This window comes from Mycobacterium sp. IDUB_3 (genome assembly GCF_055419585.1).
The window spans coordinates 1-15,524 of record NZ_JBVAXZ010000002.1 but is presented as its reverse complement, the minus strand read 5'-3'; the positions used below and the strand labels follow the sequence as shown (position 1 = coordinate 15,524).

At 64.9% G+C, this 15,524-nt stretch carries 13 protein-coding genes; 2 read left to right on the top strand and 11 right to left on the bottom strand.

What is annotated here, in order from left to right:
• Positions 1 to 101: 101 nt before the first annotated feature.
• The 11 genes from ACZYVJ_RS20865 to ACZYVJ_RS20815 all read right to left on the bottom strand — a co-directional run bounded on the left by ACZYVJ_RS20865 (position 102) and on the right by ACZYVJ_RS20815 (position 11,755).
• Positions 102 to 1,535, bottom strand: coding sequence for an MFS transporter (locus ACZYVJ_RS20865; RefSeq protein ID WP_463833797.1), 1,434 nt, complete (start codon positions 1,533 to 1,535; stop codon positions 102 to 104).
• A gap of 88 nt (positions 1,536 to 1,623) precedes the next feature.
• Complete coding sequence (locus ACZYVJ_RS20860) at positions 1,624 to 2,289, bottom strand: nitroreductase family protein (RefSeq protein ID WP_463833113.1); 666 nt, start codon at positions 2,287 to 2,289, stop codon at positions 1,624 to 1,626.
• Complete coding sequence (locus ACZYVJ_RS20855; protein WP_463833111.1) at positions 2,286 to 2,675, bottom strand: Rid family hydrolase; 390 nt, start codon at positions 2,673 to 2,675, stop codon at positions 2,286 to 2,288. The genes ACZYVJ_RS20860 and ACZYVJ_RS20855 overlap by 4 nt, the downstream gene beginning before the upstream one ends.
• On the bottom strand, positions 2,672 to 3,649 hold the full coding sequence (locus ACZYVJ_RS20850) for an NADP-dependent oxidoreductase (protein ID WP_463833110.1): 978 nt from the start codon (positions 3,647 to 3,649) through the stop codon (positions 2,672 to 2,674). The genes ACZYVJ_RS20855 and ACZYVJ_RS20850 overlap by 4 nt, the downstream gene beginning before the upstream one ends.
• A gap of 90 nt (positions 3,650 to 3,739) precedes the next feature.
• The gene (locus ACZYVJ_RS20845; protein ID WP_463833108.1) at positions 3,740 to 5,218 is read right to left on the bottom strand and encodes a dihydrolipoyl dehydrogenase family protein; all 1,479 of its coding nucleotides are present in this window, start codon (positions 5,216 to 5,218) and stop codon (positions 3,740 to 3,742) included.
• Complete coding sequence (locus ACZYVJ_RS20840) at positions 5,215 to 5,715, bottom strand: hypothetical protein (protein ID WP_463833107.1); 501 nt, start codon at positions 5,713 to 5,715, stop codon at positions 5,215 to 5,217. The genes ACZYVJ_RS20845 and ACZYVJ_RS20840 overlap by 4 nt, the downstream gene beginning before the upstream one ends.
• Before the next feature lie 77 nt (positions 5,716 to 5,792).
• On the bottom strand, positions 5,793 to 6,227 hold the full coding sequence (locus ACZYVJ_RS20835; RefSeq protein ID WP_463833105.1) for a cupin domain-containing protein: 435 nt from the start codon (positions 6,225 to 6,227) through the stop codon (positions 5,793 to 5,795).
• A gap of 19 nt (positions 6,228 to 6,246) precedes the next feature.
• Positions 6,247 to 7,167: an NADP-dependent oxidoreductase gene (locus ACZYVJ_RS20830; protein WP_463833104.1), complete on the bottom strand. Its 921-nt coding sequence runs from the start codon at positions 7,165 to 7,167 to the stop codon at positions 6,247 to 6,249.
• A complete protein-coding gene (locus ACZYVJ_RS20825; protein WP_463833103.1) occupies positions 7,167 to 7,412 on the bottom strand; it encodes a hypothetical protein in 246 nt (81 codons plus the stop codon). The genes ACZYVJ_RS20830 and ACZYVJ_RS20825 overlap by 1 nt, the downstream gene beginning before the upstream one ends.
• A gap of 113 nt (positions 7,413 to 7,525) precedes the next feature.
• Positions 7,526 to 8,761, bottom strand: coding sequence for a PPE family protein (locus tag ACZYVJ_RS20820; RefSeq protein WP_463833102.1), 1,236 nt, complete (start codon positions 8,759 to 8,761; stop codon positions 7,526 to 7,528).
• Between the two features lie 1,263 nt (positions 8,762 to 10,024).
• Positions 10,025 to 11,755, bottom strand: a complete 1,731-nt coding sequence (locus ACZYVJ_RS20815; protein ID WP_463833100.1) for a sigma-54-dependent Fis family transcriptional regulator — start codon at positions 11,753 to 11,755, stop codon at positions 10,025 to 10,027.
• A 629-nt stretch (positions 11,756 to 12,384) separates the two neighbouring features.
• Here ACZYVJ_RS20815 and ACZYVJ_RS20810 point away from each other — a divergent pair.
• Positions 12,385 to 15,180 carry a helix-turn-helix transcriptional regulator gene (locus ACZYVJ_RS20810; RefSeq protein ID WP_463833796.1) on the top strand — a complete coding sequence of 932 codons (2,796 nt, stop codon included), beginning with the start codon at positions 12,385 to 12,387 and terminating at the stop codon, positions 15,178 to 15,180.
• 75 nt (positions 15,181 to 15,255) lie between these two features.
• Positions 15,256 to 15,524 (top strand): AAA family ATPase (locus tag ACZYVJ_RS20805; RefSeq protein ID WP_463833099.1); only part of this gene is annotated, 269 nt, incomplete at its 3' end.

Here is a 15,524-nt window from a genome sequence, read left to right as displayed (position 1 = left end):
ACTTGTTGTGTCACGTTGAGGTACCTCCCTGCGGGGAGACCGCTCGCTCGATGGTGCTGGCGCAAGGATGGTCAGGCGTGTTCTTTTCAGCGCGTGAACTATCACTGCGGAGGGGCGGATTCGGTTGCAGCCGAGGGGCTGCTGGCCAGGGCCGGTTGCACGCCGGGCCGGTCGCGACACAAGGCCGCGATGTCGCACGGCACAGGCTGGCACCCGGCAGGCGGATTGGTTATCAACAGCGCGGCGCATAATACGCCCAGGGCGAATAGTGCGGCGCTCACCTGTAACACGTGGGCGAATCCCGTGGCGCTCACCGCCCCAGCGCTGATCAACCCCATGGACCCGATCGACATCAGCGCGGCGAGCCGCGAGACGGCATTGTTGATCGCCGACGCCACGCCGCTGTGTTCGGTCGGCACCGAGGCCAGCGTCACCGACGTCAGCGGTGTGATCGTCGCGACCAGCCCGATGGCCAGCACGGTCATCCCGGGGATCAGGTCGGTGATCGCGTGGAATCCATTGGGTTTCGGGCGGATCAGCAGCAGCCCGATCCCCGCTAAGGCCGGACCGGCGATCAGGAAAGCGCGTGGCCCCATCCGCGCGGCGATGCGGCCGACGTGACGGGCGAACACGAACGACAGCGCCGGGATCGGCAGGGTGGCCAGTCCGGCCGCGGTGGCTGAGTAGCCGCCGACCTCTTGGGTGTAGAGGGCGATGGCCAGCGATGCCAGAGTCAACGCGCCGTAGACGAACGCGGTGACCACATTGGCGGCGGCAAAGTTGCGAAATGTGAACAGCGGCAACGGTATCATCGGACACCTGCTGCGTCGCTGCCAGCTCACGAAGCCAGCCAGTGCGGCCATCCCGATCACCAACGGTGTGATGACCATCGGGTCGGTCCAGCCGGCGCGTTGCGATTCGATCAACGCATACACGGTCGCGGCCAGCCCTACCGCCGAAAGGCCCGCCCCGCCGAAATCGACTCGGGCGCCTTCGACCCGCCCCGACATCGGGCACAGCCAGAACGTCAATGCGTACCCGACCGCCATGGGGATCGCCGACAACACGAAAATCCAACGCCAGCCGAGGAAATCGACGCTCAGTCCGCCCAGCAGTGGGCCCAACGCGAATGCGGTCCCGGTCCACCCGGTCCAGACGCCGATCGCTGCTGACCGCTGTGCTTTGTCGAAAACCGTGTTGATCAGCGCCAGCGAGCCCGGCACAAGGAAAGCCGCACCCAGGCCCTGGATCAGGCGCGCAGCGATCAGCATCGCCGGTGCGATGGCAACAGCCGCCAGAACCGAGCCCGCTCCGAAAGCCAACAGCCCGAACCGCATCACCGGAACGCGACCTAACAGATCCGAGATGGATCCGCCGGGCAGAATCGCGGCCGCCATCGCCAATAGGTAGCCGTCGACGATCCATTGCTGCAGCGCCAGGCCACCGCCGAGGTCGTGCTCGGTGGCCGGCAAAGCCAGGTTGATCACGGTGGAGTCGAGGAACGCGACCATCGATACCATCACCGCGACAGCCATCGCGCGGCTGGTCGGTGCGGCGGCGCGCAATGTCACCGCGGCCACCGTTGCGCGCGTGGCGATGACTGAGCGCCAGATTCATTGCGGCTCACCATCGGTCGAAATGCAGCACGTCGTCGAGCGGAATCCGTTCGGCACGATGGAAGGTCGTGCCGGTGTAGTAGGCGGTCGGCACGGTCGTGGCGTGATAGACGTTGTCGGGCAACCCGAGGATGGCCCGCATCTCGTCGTCGGCCATTATGGTCACACCGGTCCACGTGGTTCCCAAGCCCCGAGAGCGCGCGGCGAGCATGTAACTCCATGTGGCGGGCATGACCGAACTCCAGTACTGGTTGGCGTTTTCGCCCGTCAGCCTGCCGTCACCATCGATAACCGCGACACACGGAATCATCAACACTGGGACCTCGCAAAAGTGCTCGGCGAGATACGCCGCACTGTCGGACACTTTGCGCTGCTCGCGATTGCGCGCGGGGTCGTCCTTGAACCGATCGGCGACCGCGAAAGGGGACGCGACGATCAAGTCCCATGTGCGGCGGTACACATCGCCGATCGCACGGCGCTGTTCGGCGTCGGTGACCACGATGAAGCTCCAGTTCTGCACGTTGGCCGACGTCGGTGCCTGCACCGCGATCTCCAGGCATTCCCGGATCAGGCCGATGGGAACGGGTTTGGTCAAATCGAGACGCTTGCGCACCGAGCGTGTCGTGGTCAGCAGCGCGTCGGTGGACAAGTCGACGATGGGATAATCGCTCATGCCGGCAGGATGGCGATGACTTCAACTTCCACGCGGATGTTGGGCCACACCAGCCCGTCGATGATGCTGAACATGGCGGCGGGTCGGTGGCGGATGATGTCTTTGCTCACCGCCAGGTAGGCGGACGCATTGTCACGGCTGGTGACCCATTGGCGCATGTAGACAATGTCGGTGAGCTTGGCGCCGGCCTTGTCGAGGGCCTTTTCGACATTGGCCCAGCACTGCCGGGCTTCCTCGGTAAAGTCCTCAGGCACAGTGCCGTCTTCGCGCACCCCGGGCGTTCCGGAGACGAAAATCTGTGCGCCGCCGCCGGATACGACGACGGCGTCGGCGTAGTGTCCGATGTGATCGGCTACTCCAGTGGGGATCGGGGTAATGGTGGTCATCTCGAGACTCCTTGGTGGTGTGATGGTTTGCCGGCTGATTCCGTGAGATGTTTTTTGGTGATGGCCACTCCGTTGGCCTCGTGGCCTGCGACGACATGCGCGAGGGCGGCGGCGGCCTGATCCAGGCCGCAAGAACGCGGGGTCGGCATGCTCAATCGACGAGAGGCCAGCAGCGCGGTGAGGCGGTCGAGTTGAGCCCCGTCGGACCGGACGTAAACCGCGGTCACGCCGATCCCGCGGGCGGATGCGGGTGGATCGGGGGTGATGGTGGCCAGCCGGCCGCCGTCGGCAAGTGCGGTCATCGCCGCAGCAGCACCACCGGGGGCCGCGTTGGCGACGGCGTCGATGGAGCCCTTCGCCAGCGCCCTTGCGTGGTGCGGCCACGCCGGATCGCGGTAGTCGATTACTTCGCGTGCACCATGCCCGCGGACTCGTTCGGCGCTGCGCGGGCTGGCCGTGGCGAGCACGTCGACCCCGCGCAGGCCGGCCAGCTGGACGATGAGCCCGCCGGTGAGTCCGCCCGCGCCATGAACGAGCAACGTTTCTCCACCCTGAAGGGCCAACGCCTCGCCGACCACCTGCTCGGCGGTCAACGCCGGCACCGGAAAGATCGCTGCGGTCTCCCACGAAATCTCGGGCGGTTTGCGCGCGAGCGATGCGACGGGTGCGATCAGAAACGGCGCCCACGTGCCTTGGCCGCGCAGCGGCACAGGATGGCACAGCACCTCATCGCCCACACTGAATCCGCTCGGACGATTACCCACGGCCTCGATGATTCCCGCCGCCTCGACACCGAGCGCCAGCGGTGGCCGCGCGCCAACGTCCCAGCCGCCGTAGCGAATAATGTTGTCCCAGTTGCCGACACCTGCGCCGCGAATGTCGATGAGGACCTCGTCGGCCGCCAACGGTCGCGGGTCGTCCACTTCGAGCGTCTCCACTTTGCCGCCGAGCGTGCGGACTCCCGCTACAAGCATGGTCACAGTGAGACGACCGGCCAGTCGCAGGTCATTGTGGTTCCTCCCAAAGGTCGGGGTCTAACGGGTTTGATGGGTAAGGCGATTCGCTTAAGCGCTCTTCTGTGCTTTCTGCGCCGCGTTTTTCCGTAACGGGGCACATTCGTACTCTTGGGCGACCAGCAGATCCCAGACCTGATTAACCGTCGGATGCGGCGCTACAGCATGGCGTAGCAGACTGACCGGGACCTTCGCGACGATAGCCAGGGTGGCTGCTTGAATCAGTTCCGAGAACTCCGGGCCGACGAACGTCGCTCCGAGCAATGTGTTGGTCTCGGCGTTGATGACCAACTTCGCCCACCCTTGGAAGCCATCCCTGAAAAGGGACAGAAATGACAGTGTTCCGGGGTAACGGGCGGTTCGCGTCCGCACCACGAACCCTTCTGCTCGAGCCTGACTTTCCGTGCGCCCCGCCCAGGCCACTTGAGGCTCAGTGAAGATAACCTGGGCAAGACTGCCGGCATCACGCGCAATCAACTCGTCCTCGGACAGTTCTCGCCCTGCGGCTCGGGCCGCGATGATGTCCGCCACGACACGGCCGTGGTAGGTGGAGATATGAGACAGCCGCGCGCGCCCGGTGGTATCTCCCAGCGCGTAGAGCCAGCCGCCCGCGACGTCGACCGCCTGTAGATGGTCGTTCACAGGAACGAACCCGCCGCCTGGCAGGCCAAGGGTTTCCAGCCCGATGTTGTCGGTGTTGGTGCGCCGTCCGGCCGCCAGGACGATTTCGTCCACCTCGACGGTCTGACGTTGGAAAGTCGCGGTGACGGGGCCGCCCGCCACGGGGCGGGCTACCGTCGACAACTCTGTCTCAAAGTGAATCGTGACGCCTTTGCTTCGCAGTGACTGCGCGACTAGCTCGCGGGCTTCGGGTTCGCAGTTGGGAAGCAGGGTGTTCCCGCGTACCAGAAGTGTTACCGCGGAGCCCAAACCGTTCAGGATGGTCGCGAATTCGACGCCGACGGGGCCGCCTCCCACCACCAGCGCGCGAGGCGGCACCTCTGTCATGGTCGTCAAGTCCCGATTCGTCCACGGGCGTGCTTGTGGCAACCCAGGTATCTCCGGCATGTTAGGTCGAGTGCCGGTGGCCAGCACGACCGCGTGGCGTGCGGTCAGGACGGCTTCGGTGGTATCCCCCAGGGTGTAGGCCACGCGCACTGTCCGTTGGCCGCTCAACCGGCCGAACCCATGAAACACTGCTACACCGGCTTGCCGCAGTGATGCTGTTCTGTCTTGATCCGAGAGATGCTCGATGATCGTGTCGCGTTTCGCGAAGACGGCCGCAACATCCAGTTCTGACTTCGAAATAGCTTCTCGCACACCAGGAACAGCCTTCGCGAGATTGAACACCTCGACCGAGCGAAGTAGCGTTTTGCTCGGGTTGCAGCCCCAGTAATGACACTCTCCACCGAATAGACGATCCTCAACGAGCGCTACCGAAAGGCCTATGGACGCAAGCTTCCGCACTGCGGCCACTCCACCCACACCGCCACCTACGACGATCACGTCGAAGTCTTTACCAGCTTTCATCTACCCTCGTTCCCGATGATCGGTGCGTCCAGCTGTGTTCGCGACTGGACAAGGCGCCCGTGGTGTTTGGCACCAGGGGTATGTGGGGGCCATGATGTGCCGAGTATGGCGTAGGCCGCGGCTGCGCTTGCCGCGGAGAAGACGTTGTAGCTAAGCGGTGATTCCATACCGAGGGACACAGCCATCGCGGTACCAAAAATTATGAGCAACGAGCAAGCTGCCACGCCAACGAGTTTCGGGCGCCAGCCCGCGATCAGCAAGGCCCCCAGGGTCGCTTCGGCGACGGTGGCAACCCACACAATGACGGTCAATAACCATCCAGAAACAAACGGAACCAGCTGGTGGGCATAGTCGGTGAAGCGGGCCATGCTCCCCCAGCTACCCTGCCCAAACGGCTCCCACCAACCGAACCGGTCGGCAACAGCGGACAGAAAGGACGCCGCCAGCGAGAACCGCAATGCCATCCGGACAACTCGGATCGGATCAGGGGTGCGCATGGACTTCTCCCGGAAATCGAAGCGTCAAACTATGAATGCCGAATGGTGCGAACAATTTCCGTCGTTGACGCGCTGGCTCATTGCGTCGTGTTGTCGTCCGTGGTGAGCGGGCCGTCTCCGGTATCGAGCAGGAAGACCGCCAGCAGTTGCGCGGGTTCGGTGGCGCTGGCATTTTCACTGATCGTGTGGTGTGCGCCGGGGGCTTCACTCCACGTCTCGCCTGCGTGATAAACCCGTGCCGGCTCACCTTCGACTTGACTGCGGATCGCTCCGGAGATCACGTACGCCATAATGAACGCCGACTTCGCGTGGTGGTGAGCTCCGCTTCTAGCTCCGGGCGGATAGCTGACGGTTACTGCCTCAAGTGACTTGCCCGGAACGTTGCTAGGTTGATTGAAAACCGGTCGAACCACTGGGTTTTGATCCGGATTTTCTGGCGTCGGCTCGGCGTGTGCGGCCGGTGCGAGCATCACCGCAACCGTTAGTGCGGTGAGTGGCAGTCTTAGTGCCATTTTGGGCTGCCTTCCGTCTTCAGTCTTCGACGACGCGCAGGATCGTCTTGCCGTGGATGCGCTTGCCGGGAGCGAACGCGGCGGCAGCTTCGGCGAGTGGCAACACGGCACCCACCACCGGCTTGAGGCGGCCATCGCGCACTCGCGCGGCGAGGTCGGCGAGCTGCGCGCGATCGGCCTCGACAAGGAAGAAAACTGCCCGGCCGTCGTGCGGCTGGGTCTTCGGCGGCTCGGCGATGGTGACAAGCGTTCCGCCGGCTCGCACCAGAGCGGCGGATCGGGCGAGGACCTCTCCGCCGATCACGTCGAACACCACGTCCACTTCGCCTGCGTCTTCGAGCTTTTCGGTCTCCAGGTCCAGGAACGTGTGGACGCCGAGCTCCCCCGCCCGGTCACGGTCTGCGGTCCGGCCGGTACCGATGACGCGCGCACCGACCTCGCGAGCGAGCTGGACCGCAATCGACCCAACCCCACCCGCGGCACCGTGGATCAGAACCGTTTGCCCGGCGGCGAGGCGGCCGTGGTCGAACAAGCCCTGCCAGGCGGCCAATCCAGAGATCGGCAGCGCCGCGGCCACAGTATGGTCGATGTCCATCGGCAGCGGCGCGAGGTTACGGGCCTCCATAGCGACGTACTCCGCCAGCGAGCCGTTGCGGGCCCAATCGGCGAGCCCGAACACCCGCTGCCCGACAGTCAAAAGGGTGGTGCCGTACCCCAACTCAACCACGACGCCCGACAGCTCGTGGCCGGGCACGCTCGGTGTCCGGTCATGACCCGCGCGGTCGATCCAGGTGTGCGGCCAGTCAAGCTCCCCGGGTGTGAAACCGGCGGCGTGCACCCGCACGACGACATCGTTGTCGGCCGCCTGGGGGTACGGCAGGTCCGTCAGAGACAGGCCGGCGACACCGGAGTCACGATCGGAAACAGTGATCGCTCGCATTACAGGTCCTTCCTGATGAGGGTTATTGTCGTCGCGTCAGCCGCGGGCTGCGGTTGTACGCTGATGAGCTCAAGGCCCAGATCACGGACCCGATCGAGGAGTCCGTAAAGCTGTGACTGGTCGTGGATTTCACCGGTGAACACGGTTTCGGTCGCACCGGCTTCGAGGCGCATCCCTTCCAATGCGGACCCGAGCCGCTCGGTCACGCGGCCTCGAATGCAGATCCGGTACATCGTCGACTGCACTTGCCCTCCGCTCGCCGGCTGTTGAGCCAGCATTAACCGACGTGGGGTGAGTCGTCATCACCCGGCGGGCTAAATCACCCGGGTGAGTGCGAAGGCGTCACCGGGTGGAGCCTTCACCTGTCGACGCTCGTGGGCCTATCCGGCGGGCGCGACGTCACCGTTATGGTGATCGTTGACCGGCTCTGAGCCGGAGCACCGCGGATGCCGCGCACTGCCATACTCGCCAAAAGCATTTCGTTGAGCATGTTTTCCTGGCTCGCTGCCAGGACGGTCGGGACGCCACCGGGGAGGGCGCTCGGCCATGCCACCGCGACGCTTCTGATCGTCGGAGCGGCCGCGGACCAGGTAGGCGGCACCGACAACGCGCCGATTGAGGAGGCCCGGCCTATACCCGCCGACAATGCAGGTGCCGCACCGCTGCCTGCCGCCGCTTCTGGCGAACCCAACGACGCTACTGCGCCTGTTGCTGAGCCTCCCGGAGCGGACCCCAAACGTTCCAATATGGCATCCATTTTGCTGGCACCGTCTGGGTCGTAGTGGGCCGCATATCCCAAGCCCGCATACGATCCCGCCATGCCCGTCGACGTGATGGCCGTCGATGCCGACGCAACGGTCAGGTTGACCGGACTCAGTAAGCTCAGCAATTGCGAGAATGATGGGAGTGATGCGGCAGCGGCCGGTAACGGCAGTGCAACTCCCTGAAGTGCATTGGGTACTGCCGAGAGCAGCTGCGAGCCCGTCGACATGATGGTCTGGGTGGCCGTGCCGGCTGACGTGGCGCCCGCGTGGGCAACTGCGGCGACCTGGCCGAAGAGCCCGGCTGGATTTGTGGTAGGCGGGGGCGAGGCGAACGGCGGTAATGCCGACGCCGCAGCGGAAGCGCCGGCATACTCGTACATTGCCCCGGCGTCTTGAGCCCACATTTCGCTGTACTCGGCTTCGGTGGCTGCGATCGCCGGAGTGTTTTGGCCAAGGATGTTCGTCGCAATCAGCAACATCAGTTGTGCGCGGTTGGCCGCGACCAGCGGTGGAGGCACCGTCATCGCAAATGCGGCCTCGTAGGCGGCTGCGGCGGCCCTGGCACCCGTGGCTGCCTGCTCGCACATCGCAGCAGTCGTCGTCAGCCACGAGACGTAGGGTGCGACGGCGGCCGCCATCGCTACCGACGCGGGACCCAGCCATGCCGCGCTGGTCAGGTCCGAGATCACCGACTGATGGGAGCCCGCTGTGGAATGCAGGTCGGCGGCCAGCCCGTCCCAGGCTGCCGAGGCGGCCAGCATCGACCCGCAGCCCGGCCCGCAATACATGCGGCCGGAATTGATTTCTGGTGGCAATGCCCCGAAATCCATCTTCGAAAACCTCAGGGTGCCTTGGTTATCCGCTTGCTTCGCGGCTGTAGCGGCCGATCTGGCGCAGTGAGCGGGTGGCTTCGGGGATCATCGTGTCGGCTCTGGGTTAAATGCCGGCGGCGCGCAGGCCCCGCATAAGCGCGTGAGCTGCCGATCAACGAATCTGGGTGATTCACTTGGTTTTTGGCTCGCGCCTCCGCATAACGGGCACTGCTGTCCGGAGGCGGTACCTGCCTGCCGATCACGGCGCTGCCAGACAGCCGCGCGTCCCCGCACCATCGCTTGGCGGCGACGATTGGCGGCACGGGCGTTCAGCCCCGCGGTGATCAAGGATCCCGCACAAACGGCGGTGGAGACGCCGAAATCGGTTAGCTGGCCGTCGATCAACGTGAGGGCCGCGTAATCACCGGCGACCGCGGCCACAAACAGCGAGGCATCGCGTAGTCGGCTCATGGCGTCAGCCCCTAGGCCCGATCGGGCGCACAGCCAAGACACTGCGCAGGTATCCAGTGGGACGCCCGCAGGTGGCGCACGCCGGGTGGGTGCCGCATCGAGACGCCATCTCGCGTTTGTCGCCCACGTAGGTCGCCATCGCCCATCGCACAGTAGCCAAGCAGGCTTGACAGAGCGTCTCGATGATGTCGCCGTCTGGGGTCAGCCCCATCTGGTCACATCCGTCGATGGCGTGTATCTCGGCGACCGCCACCGCCGGCGCACCGCAGGTAATCCCGCTTGACACCTGCTGGGCACTGCAGATGGGCCGCAGCGCGTGAAGTTGATCCTCGACCGCCCGGGCGGCGTCCATCGCGGCATCTCCCTTCCGGTGCGCCCAACGGCGGCGAAAGGCGGCGTCCCGCATACGATGCAGCAGCCGTGGTGTTCGCGCGGCGCCGGACCCGTATGCGGCAGGCGACTGTTGAAATTGGCGAGGCTTCATCTGGTTTTCTCCAATTTGTGGCGATGGCGTTCCGCGGTGATCAACGCAGCCAGGTCGTCGCGAGGCATTGCTCGCTTATCGGCCCCGAACGTAGATCCGAAAAAGCATGGTTGGCTCCACGTACCGTCCGCTCGCCAGTTGTTAAGCCAGGATTAACCGATGTGGGATGAGTGGTCATCGCCCGGGGAACTGATTCACCCGGGTGATTTGCCGATCGTTTCGCGCATCACGAGTTGCCGACAAACCGCACCCGAGGCGCAGTAGGGACGTGACGCTTCACGATGATGATTGTGGGCCAACGATTTGGACCCTCAATCGCAGGAGGGTTACGCGATGCCGTAGTCGTTTATCTTGCGGTAAATGGTCGCCCGCGACATTCCCAAGCTGCGAGCCGCCTCTTGTTTGTTTCCGCCATGGTCTTGAAGGCTACGGACAATCGCGTCGCGCTCCAGGGCTTCCAATTGGGTCAGCTTGCGGCGCGTGACCGAGCGGCACTCAGGTGGCAACTTGTCGGCTCGGATAATGCCCGATCGCTGGCGGGCAACGGTTTCGGTCAGAACCCGCCGCAGCTGCGAGACGTTGCCCGGCCACGGCAGCCTGCTGAGTTGGCGCATAGCATCGGGCGCCAATTTCACATCAGCGCCCCGGGTGATTTCGCGCAGCAGCAGTGGCACCAGTTCCTCGAGGTCGTCAATCCTGTGTCGCAGCGCCGGCACGGTCACGGTATGCGTAAACAGCGGCAGCAGATGTGTGAGCGGTGCGGAAGGAGGCGCGGAACTTTTGGTCGCTGCAATCCATCCCGAGCCTGCGCGCGCGGCCAGCATCGAAGTGATCGATTCGAGTGTGTCCTTGTCGATTTCATCCAGGTCGGCGATCACCACCGCGAAGTCCTCATCGCCTGACTCAGCCGCCAGCTCGGCGACGAAACGCACCGCGCTGGGAAACGTCGCGGCGCGCATCACCCGAACGGTTCGGCCTGGCTTCGCATCCTGCCCCACCGCCTGGGCCAGCCGCGCCCGGCCGGATCCTTTCTCTCCCTCGAGCATTACCCAGTCTCGGTCGCGGCAGCACTGCCGCACCTGCTGGCAGCAGCGTAGCCAGGCGCTGTTGCGACCTGCCAGACCAGGGATTTGAATGCGCAACGAGTGGCCGACTTGAGCCTCGTGCAAGCCTGTCTGGACGGAAAGATCAACGCGGAAAACGACATTCGTTCGGCCGCCGCGCATCGAAGAGCGGTCGGCGGCAGTAATTTTGGCGATGTGCCCACTTGGCAGAACAGCCAGCGTCGTGCCCGACAGCGTGGAGGCGCACAGATCCGAGGCGTGTTCGAGCAGCGCGGTCTGCTCGTTGCCGTCGAGCGTCCGGCGCAGATAGGGGTTCATCAACACCACATCGCCGCCAATCGCTAGCACACCGCTCGTAGATCGCCGTGCCTGCTGCAGATACGCCTCCAATAGCGCGGTCTCACCCTCATGCGCCACCACCCGCATGCGATCCTCGATCTGACGACTGGCGCTGGTAGCCAGCGCGAGCAACAGTGGATCGGATTCGTCGGCCAGACAACTCATATTGACGGCGCCGACGAGTCTGCGCGTTATGGGATCACGGATCGGCGCACCTGCGCACGCGAAGCCGGTGAACACAGCCACGTAGTGCTCACCGCCACGGATGAACGCCGGCTGCCCAGTCTCCAGCGTCGTGCCAATCCCGTTGGTGCCCGCCACCTCTTCAGCCAAGCTGTAGCCAGGTATGAGGCTCACCGTATCCAACGCGTTGAGGATGGACACTTCCGCGGCGGTTCGTTCAACCACCACCCCGTCGGTTGACGTCAAGATAACGCTGACAGCTTGCGCAGCCAGGTCATCGGTGATGCGCCGCAGCACCGGCGCGGCCGCACGCGCCAACTGCGAACCCATATTGGGTTCACGCACATATGGGAGCTCGACCCGGTCGGGGTTTAGGCGCAAGGCGTGCGACCGACGCCAGGAGTCCAGGACGCTGGGCTGCAGAATGTCCTCATCGAGTGACCGCACCGCGTCGAGCGACTCGACGGACAAAAACTTTTCCCTGGCCCGCTCTAATTCGGTCGCGGAGCCCCCATGCGCCATCTTCGAACTACCTCGACTCTGGCTCGCCGTCGAGCGGCGGCCTGTCACCCCACTTCCGCGATCGGAAGATTTGGGCGTCCCTTCGCTGTAGACCTTAAACGATTACTTTACGGACCGCGGTGACGTTGCTCAGACGAACCAGCGCATGCCCGGGGGCACCCATTCGGGACCACGATGACGGCCGGTTCAGCACGCCCACCGGCGTCTCACTTTGAGACGCTCACTCACCTCATGTTGAGACCCTCACCATCCGTGCGCCGCGGTGTCATGAGTCGCAAGAGCCTATACATCGATGCCACAACGAGGAGAATCCGGTGAGCGGACACAGCGTGAGCGCGGCTGGCGAGAAGATTTTCGCTGCGTTGGCGGGACTCGGGCCCGCCAGCCCAAACGGACACCAGCGCGCGCCGGAGGTAATTGCGGAGTACATATCTAGTTCAATCGAACGCGATACACGGCAGGTGAGGCCAAGGAACAGGCCTACACTTACTGCCAGCGCTAACGGTAGCGAGAACTGTGGCCAACACAACTTCGGGGTCTTCCGCCCACCCGCTCGGGGTCGGTGGGCGGTGGTTGGCGTGAGCACCGCGAGGGCGACCGGGAAGGTTGGCATACCGCCGATCCGTGGGCGGGCGAACGAGCTGAAGGTGATCAGCGAGCTGATCGCGGCACTCGCCCAGGGGCGCGGGGGCGTGCTGGTCATCGAGGGGCCGCCGGGCATCGGCAAAAGCCGCTTGTTGACCGAGGTCTTGGCGCTCGCCGAGAAGGTCGGTGTTCGGTCACTGTTCGGCGAGGCGTTCGAGTATCAGCAGACGGTGCCGTTCTTCTCACTGTTCATGGCGACCCTGCGTGCGGATCCCCCTGTCGGGGATGCGGAGGCGTTGCGCCGCTTGGGCACGACCGCCGATCTCAGCTACTGGGTGGTGCGCGAGTTACAGGCCGCCATACATGCGGCCGCGTCCCAAAAACCCTTGGCGATCGTTCTCGAGGACATCCACTGGGCCGATAACGCCACCCTGCTGGCGCTGCGGTCGCTGGCCGCAACGCGGCCCGACGCCCCGGTGCTGTGGGTGCTTACCGCGCGAACCGGCGCAGGCGGACCGGCCGTTCGCGAGACGCTGACCGCGCTGGAACGCGACGATGCCGATTTTCTGCGGTTGACGGCCATGACACCGGGCGCAGTCGCCGACATTGTGCAAGACGCAGTGCGAGCCAACGCAGATCCGTCGCTTCTGAGTCTGGCCGACAAGGCACACGGCAACCCGTTCCTGCTGACAGAACTGCTGCGCGGACTGGACGAGGAGGGCCGGCTCGATGTCAGCGGCGGCCGCGCGGTAGCCACCGGAGACACGTTGCCGCGACGCCTCAGCGACACCATGCAGCAACGACTCGACCAACTCTCCCATGCCGCGAGCCAAGTCGTGCAGGTAGCCGCAGTGCTGCCTGACCGGTTCTCGGCCCGGCTGCTCGCCGCGATGCTGGAACGTCGACCTACCGGCCTGGTATCGGCGGTAGATGAGGCTGTCCGCGCCGACTTACTCATCGAAGACGGTGACCAGATGAGGTTCCGTCACGATTTGCTGCGCGAAGCGACCCGCCAGTCGTTGCCCCAATCGTTGCGCCGAGCGATGGAGCGCCAGTCGGCAACCGTCATGCTGGACATGGGGGCGGCGCCCGAGGAGGTCGCAACCCAACTCGCCCGCAGCGCCGAGATGGGCGACCAGGCCGCGATCGCCGCACTTCGCCAGGCCGCACGGTCGGTGGCCAATAGCGATCCAAGCGCTGCGGCGGATTTGAGCAAGCGCGCGTTGGAGCTCCAGCCCCCTCAGGATCCGGGACGCGGGCCACTCGTGACAGAAACGATCGTGCTGCTCAATCGGGCCACACGCTACGAAGAGGCGCAACGGTTGGCGAGCACCACCCTGTCTGATGCGCTGGCGCCCGAAGAAGAGGCCAAGATTCGCCTCCGGCTCCCCACGCTAACCACAGATACGACAACGCGACACATCGAAGAGAACCGCCGCGCGCTTCAGTTGCCCCACCTCAGCGGCGCCACACAGGCACGACATCGGGCGTGGCTGGCCTACAACCTGGCGATGTACGGCCAACACGGACATGACAGCGCGGCAGCCGACGAGGCGGCCGCAGCCGCCGCATCCACCGGCGATCTCGAGTCGTGCATTCTGTCCGGGGTCGCACTTGCCTGCCTCGACTGCGCGAACGGTTACCCGGGCCGCGCTCTCCACCGCGTTGAGGAACTCCAAGCCCTGACCCCCGCGGACGATACGACCGCTCATCACCTCGCCGCGATCCACCTGGCAAATCTGCTCGCCGTGGTCGGACGGTTGGAAGAATCCGCGGCACTGGTCGCGGGCCGCACAGAAAAATCCCAGCAGGAACGCGACGGCATGGGGCTTCACATCTGGGCCCTGACGGCCGGGGGGACGGAGGTGGCCGCGGGCCGGTTGGCGGCTGCCCGCGCCGCCATCGAGTGGCTGCCGACGGGGGGTCGAACGGGCTCGACCTACGTAGACGTGAGGCGCATGTTCATCCTGGCGGAGGTGGCGGCGCGCACCGACGACCGAACGTTGTTGCTAGAGACGATGAGTGAGGCGCGCGATGCCTACTCCAACGGCACACCTTCCGTACGTCGAGAGGCGGCGGGCGTGCTAGGACTGGCGGCGTGGCAGCGCGACGACGTCCATGAAGCGGCGCGCTGGCTGGGCAGCGACATCTCGCTACTCGTGACACCGTTCTTGCCGACGGTCTTGGATCAGCTGACCTTGACCGCACGGGTAGCGTCGGCCGCCGGTGATGCCGGGCTGCGAGCGCGTCTCCTGGACGCCGTTGACGTGCTCGAACGGGAGCGGCCCGCGGTTCGGTTGTTCACCACAGTTGCCCAACACATTCGCGGGATCCTCGAGCGTGATACCCAAGCATTGCTGGCTGCCGCGGAGTTGCTTCATTCGTCGTCGCGGCCGCTTCTTTGCGCAAGCGCCGCCGAGGATGCCGGCGTCGAGCTGGCTCGCGCACAGTGCAACGCTGAGGCGCTCGACCAACTGAACGCGGCGTTCGACACCTACGTCGAGTGCGGGGCGACTGCCGATGCCCGCCGGGTGGGGCGCGCCTTGCGCCGACTAGGCGTGGAACGGCGCATCGTCACGCAATCGCGGGCAAAAACCGGCTGGGACAGCCTCACCGACTCCGAACTCACCGTCGTCAACCTCATCGCACAGGGTGCGACCAACCGCGACGTCGCTACCGAGCTGCACCTCTCCCCCCACACGGTTAAGACCCACGTCCACAATGCATTCGCCAAGCTAGGCATCACCTCCCGCGCCCAATTGGCGCAGCTCACGCACGGCACTGATTGATCGACAGCAAATCACGTCGATGATTACAATTGCGCCACTGCAAGGGCAGTTCAGTAACTCGTGGACAGGAAACCGGTGGGGCCTTCAACCGGCCTTTTTGATGTCGGCGGTCAGCCGCTGGTCACTCCGCCGATTCGGGGGCGGGCGGACGAGCTGAAACTGATCGGCGCGCTGGTTACCGCGGTGGCCCAGGGGCGCGGAGGCGTGCTGGTCATCGAAGGGCCGCCCGGCATCGGGAAGAGTCGGTTGCTGACCGAGGTGTTAGCGCTGACCGACAAATGTGGAGTACGCAGTTTGTTCGGCGAGGCGTTCGAGTACCAGCAGACGGTGCCGTTTTTCTCGCT

Excerpts from the sequence above, each read along its gene's own strand:
- ACZYVJ_RS20855 (WP_463833111.1), bottom strand. The coding sequence starts at position 2,675 with ATGACCACCATTACCCCGATCCCCACTGGAGTAGCCGATCACATCGGA.
- ACZYVJ_RS20865 (WP_463833797.1), bottom strand. The coding sequence starts at position 1,535 with ATGGCTGTCGCGGTGATGGTATCGATGGTCGCGTTCCTCGACTCCACC.
- ACZYVJ_RS20860 (WP_463833113.1), bottom strand. The coding sequence starts at position 2,289 with ATGAGCGATTATCCCATCGTCGACTTGTCCACCGACGCGCTGCTGACC.
- ACZYVJ_RS20850 (WP_463833110.1), bottom strand. The coding sequence starts at position 3,649 with ATGCTTGTAGCGGGAGTCCGCACGCTCGGCGGCAAAGTGGAGACGCTC.
- ACZYVJ_RS20835 (WP_463833105.1), bottom strand. The coding sequence starts at position 6,227 with ATGGCACTAAGACTGCCACTCACCGCACTAACGGTTGCGGTGATGCTC.
- ACZYVJ_RS20840 (WP_463833107.1), bottom strand. The coding sequence starts at position 5,715 with ATGCGCACCCCTGATCCGATCCGAGTTGTCCGGATGGCATTGCGGTTC.
- ACZYVJ_RS20820 (WP_463833102.1), bottom strand. The coding sequence starts at position 8,761 with ATGGATTTCGGGGCATTGCCACCAGAAATCAATTCCGGCCGCATGTAT.
- ACZYVJ_RS20845 (WP_463833108.1), bottom strand. The coding sequence starts at position 5,218 with ATGAAAGCTGGTAAAGACTTCGACGTGATCGTCGTAGGTGGCGGTGTG.
- ACZYVJ_RS20830 (WP_463833104.1), bottom strand. The coding sequence starts at position 7,167 with ATGCGAGCGATCACTGTTTCCGATCGTGACTCCGGTGTCGCCGGCCTG.